General features: G+C 52.7%; 6 protein-coding genes. All 6 read left to right on the top strand.

The window, feature by feature from the left end:
- Positions 1-657, top strand: a 657-nt coding sequence (locus ACQ4W7_RS29070; protein WP_436535204.1) for a PAAR domain-containing protein, incomplete at its 5' end; no start/stop codon positions are given.
- Positions 654-1,163 carry a DUF4123 domain-containing protein gene (locus ACQ4W7_RS29065; protein ID WP_436535202.1) on the top strand — a complete coding sequence of 170 codons (510 nt, stop codon included), beginning with the start codon at positions 654-656 and terminating at the stop codon, positions 1,161-1,163. The genes ACQ4W7_RS29070 and ACQ4W7_RS29065, both read left to right, overlap by 4 nt.
- Positions 1,150-1,497 (top strand): hypothetical protein, encoded by a 348-nt coding sequence (locus tag ACQ4W7_RS29060; protein WP_436535200.1) that lies wholly within the window; start codon positions 1,150-1,152, stop codon positions 1,495-1,497. The genes ACQ4W7_RS29065 and ACQ4W7_RS29060 overlap by 14 nt, the downstream gene beginning before the upstream one ends.
- Positions 1,498-1,532: 35 nt before the next feature.
- The gene (locus ACQ4W7_RS29055) at positions 1,533-2,084 is read left to right on the top strand and encodes a Tox-REase-5 domain-containing protein (protein ID WP_436535198.1); all 552 of its coding nucleotides are present in this window, start codon (positions 1,533-1,535) and stop codon (positions 2,082-2,084) included.
- Between the two features lie 34 nt (positions 2,085-2,118).
- On the top strand, positions 2,119-2,817 hold the full coding sequence (locus tag ACQ4W7_RS29050; protein WP_436535196.1) for an immunity 52 family protein: 699 nt from the start codon (positions 2,119-2,121) through the stop codon (positions 2,815-2,817).
- Between the two features lie 729 nt (positions 2,818-3,546).
- A complete protein-coding gene (locus ACQ4W7_RS29040; protein WP_436535192.1) occupies positions 3,547-3,930 on the top strand; it encodes a hypothetical protein in 384 nt (127 codons plus the stop codon).
- Positions 3,931-4,059 lie beyond the last annotated feature (129 nt).

The raw sequence follows: 4,059 nt of genomic DNA, 5'->3' as shown, positions 1-4,059 counted from the left end.
TCGCACGCTCCAACGACTCCCCACCAGGAAACATCGTCATGTGGCGAGGCATGCGTCGCCTTGCGGATATGCAGCTGGGCTTCAATCTCGCATCCGAAAGATATGGGTAATCGGAAGGCTGGCTTTACGCTTACATCCAACCGCATTATTATTCATTTTGAATCGTGCTTACCTGATGTATCTGGAAAATATGCCATAAATGCAACTTATCGCGTTACAGCACCCATTCAGGAGCATCATTTGAGCAGACCTTTCATTGTCATGGGCGACAAGACCAGTCATGGCGGCACGGTCATCAGCGCCGATTTTACCTGTGACATCAATGGCAAGAATATAGCGCGCGTCGGCGACATGACGGTATGCCCCAAATGCAAGGGCACGTTCCCCATCACATCTGGACCGACCGACGTCGTGGACGGTAGTGGCAATGGTTATGCGCGTCACATGGATTCGACCGCTTGCGGTGCAAAACTGATTTCCGGCCAAATCACGACGATCTGGTTGGACCAGTCCAGCGTGGGCGACCCGGCTGATGTCGACGACAATGACGTGATGGAAACCGCCGGCAACATCGCCGCAAATACCGACTCCGGCATTTGCCTCGAATGCTTGCAGTCCGCTGCCGCCGCTGGTGCGACCACCGTTATCAGGGGGTGACAATATTGATTGACGTCCTGGAACGCCTGAAGCAACTTCAGCAACATCACTCGGCGCTGTGCTTATACGCAGTGGTCGACGGTGTTCAATATGAGACACACCGCCAAACGCGCATGACGGAGGATGGGACGCGCTACCCGCTATTTACCGGCACACCCGACGCTGCGCTCGCGCATGCAGGCCCCTGGTTGGTCGACGTGGCGGGAGCAGCGCCTTCGTTTCTTGAAGACCTGTCCACACTGGAGCAAGAAACACCTTCCGTTACCTGGCTGTTCGCCGTGCAGGACCTTGGTGGCCTGGCGCAGTTGCTGCAACTACACTTGGAAACACGGCTGCCGGATGGCCGCGCAGCGCTGCTTCGCTTTTGGGATCCGCGCGTGTTGGTGAAGCTGGCACAAATACTTGAGCCGGCACAGCGGGAGGCGATGTTTGGCCATATTCACGAATGGCACTTGCTGCTCGATGGCAAGCGGGCAATCATAGGGAGGCGCGATGCTGACGTTTAGCGAGGAGCAATGGCGTGCAGTGCAGACGGGCGACATGAGCGATTTCGTCATCGCAGTGGCGGACCAATTTTTGGCCAAGCGTGCCGACATGGCAAGCCAGCCAGGCCGGGCGACCGTGATCGAGCGCATGCTGGCGGCGTACACCTACGCCATTCGAATCGGTTTCAGGTCCACGCCGCATATCGTACATCTGATGTACCTGGCGGCCGACGCGCCCGGAATCCATGACGACCCGCTGGTCGATGCCTATCTGCGCAAACCCGGCGCCACGCCAGAACAGCGGTTCGACGAACTGATCGCGGTAATGGATAAAAAACTGGAAGGGGAACAATAGTGGGGGCACTACCGGCATTGGTGATACGAGCAGTCGTGGATAAAATTTTGTTAGCCTTGGGTGTCGCCGCAGCAGGAGCCGTGCTCACGGACGATGCATTGCGCAAACGCAAAAAAGAGGCAGAAGAGGCAAAAGACGCCCGCGTCACGCCCATTGCGCGTGCCGAGACGCGAAGCGAAGCCAAGGAAAGATGCCGTTGCCCGCCAGACAAGGGTACGCTTATGGCTGTTAAACACAGAATGTCGCCCGCCGCGCGCGATTATCAAGCCCGCATCACTGGTTTTCTGATCGGCATGGAATGGGTATTTGAAGGGCGAGACTTTGACGGCTTCCAATCCCGCTTATGCTTGTTGCAGGAAGCTAAAGCGGATTATGACCAGTTTTTTAAGTCAAACGGTGAGTTTAAATACGACTTTCAAGAACAAATATTCGAGAATATGGCATTGAAGCAGGCCGCCGCTCAGTCCAACATTGTCAGGGATAACCCGCCAGCTTCGCTGTCATGGTACTTCCAAACGCCACTCGCTTACAAGCACATGCGCCCTCAGTTAACTGAGCTCGGTATTACCACTTTTTACATTCCATAATATGATAATAAAATCTTTATTTAAACGCGATGCAGTGAACCCATCCATTGCGTTCCGACCTACCGTCAAAAAAATCGCAATGGTAGCCCGTTTCTTGCAGAAAACCGAGGCGCTTGGAAAGAACTGGTTTCTGTCGCAGGATACCAAAGAGAAGTCGTTTCTGTATCCGGTTTTCGACGCTTCGGGAGAGCTCACCACAGCGGCCGAAGCCGTACTTGAGACGGAGTTCAAGGGCGAGAAATTCCGATTTCTCAGCGCCTGGAATGGGGAACTCGGAGAGGGTGAGGGCGCGACTATGGCGCTTGGCTTTAGCGACAGTGACTGGCCCGCTTGGTCGTTTAAGATCAGTTACAAAGGCGTCGGAGCGAAACGGCTTGGCATAGATAGAGTGAAAGAGCTACTGTCCATTATCGCGGGTTCGCTGCGGCCGGTATTGATCACAGTTGCACGTAACGATTATTTTGAAAAACAAGTTTTCAAGGATCGTCCAGGTGTTGGCTGGATGTTGTACTTGCCGCGTATACTCACGGTCCAACAGGTGCCCGAGGCACGCGCTTTAGTGCCAGTGATGGCGATGGACGAGCAAGGTAAAGACAAGCAGATCGGCACCATCATCGTGAGTGTCACCGACGAGCCTTTCAATGATGAGAATCCTGAGCACGTCAAGATCGCCAATGCCATTGAAATTCGTCTGGTCGATCAGGACTTGCTGCCTCGCTATGTCGATATTTGACGAAGGATAACTCGCTTCGATGGTACGAAAATACCCTGCCATGCAGGGGATAATCACTGTTCGACAACAAGGTCAAGTTAATTGGCCTTTGGTACATCGTCCTAATCTGCAGTAGCTGCACGCTGACCGGATTTGATACGGCCTTAGTAAGAGACGGGCACGCCGCCTACTTCGACGCTTCGACCGTCCCCTCTCTGGAACTATGGGGGCGAGCAGCTTTACGCTGGTCACGCCCCGCCGAGCGATCACATCGTCACGCATTAACGCGGGTACGCCGAGGTGCCCTTGCTCGTAAAGACGGGGTCAGCTGAACACCTGGTTGGCATTGAAACCGTGTTCGCGGGCGGTGCGAGCTACCGAGGCGCCCGGTAGCAGCGACAGCGCCACCCATGCGCGTTTGAACTCCAAGGGATGCTGGCGATAGTAGGCGCGTTTATTCGTGGAAATGATCGTTTGAGAATTTGTGTCTAAAATAGAAAATTGTGGGCACAAATACTGTGATAAAAGTCGATCATAAATGACGCGGTTCAGGCCGTCCAGACGGCACTGGGAAGACGCTTACGTCTAATTTGCCTGGAGGTACTCGGAAACTACACGACAATTTGGCCTCCAGTCGCTGAAACGTGTACGCCAGAGCAAAATGTCCCTGCGGGGAGAAAGTGGTCGTTTTTCGATCGCTAACCCTGTCACCCGCGTTGAATGCCCACTTAGTTTATTAAGGAAGAATTAATGCCAAAGATATCTATATCGCTTGCAATCCCAAGTAATAATTTGGATGCTGTGAAATTGATTCATAAGGTAACGGGGTTGCCGCTTTGGGTGGCAAAAGAAAAGATTTCGATGGGAGAAAAGGGAATATTTTATTCTACTGAATTATTCCTTAATGATCACGCCACCAGGGACAAGGAAATTAGAGCAATAATCCATGGATTTCATGAAATTGGTCTCGATTTGTATATTGCTGAAATACCTTATGATCAAAATTGGGATGATGCAGTTGATATCGATCGTATAGATGAAGAAATATTGGAGAATATGTTGGATAGCGCAGGCGATGAGAAAAGGAGCAAGAAAGCCGGCCATGTCGCTCCTGCGGGAATGTGCGTCAAATGAGCTTCAGCTTTGGGCCCAGACTGTGTAAAAACGTCGCTCATTCACGCAGCGACTGCTACCTTCAACGAGGCAGTTCGTGAGTGATCCGGCCACCGCATGACACCAGCAGATATTCCGCGACTTTCTCAG

Origin of the sequence: Janthinobacterium algoris (assembly GCF_051380935.1) — a bacterium.
Taxonomy (GTDB): domain Bacteria; phylum Pseudomonadota; class Gammaproteobacteria; order Burkholderiales; family Burkholderiaceae_D; genus Janthinobacterium.
Note: the sequence above shows the minus strand (reverse complement) of the source record. Positions and strands in the feature narration are given on the sequence as shown.

Excerpts from the sequence above, each read along its gene's own strand:
- ACQ4W7_RS29060 (WP_436535200.1), top strand. The coding sequence starts at position 1,150 with ATGCTGACGTTTAGCGAGGAGCAATGGCGTGCAGTGCAGACGGGCGAC.
- ACQ4W7_RS29040 (WP_436535192.1), top strand. The coding sequence starts at position 3,547 with ATGCCAAAGATATCTATATCGCTTGCAATCCCAAGTAATAATTTGGAT.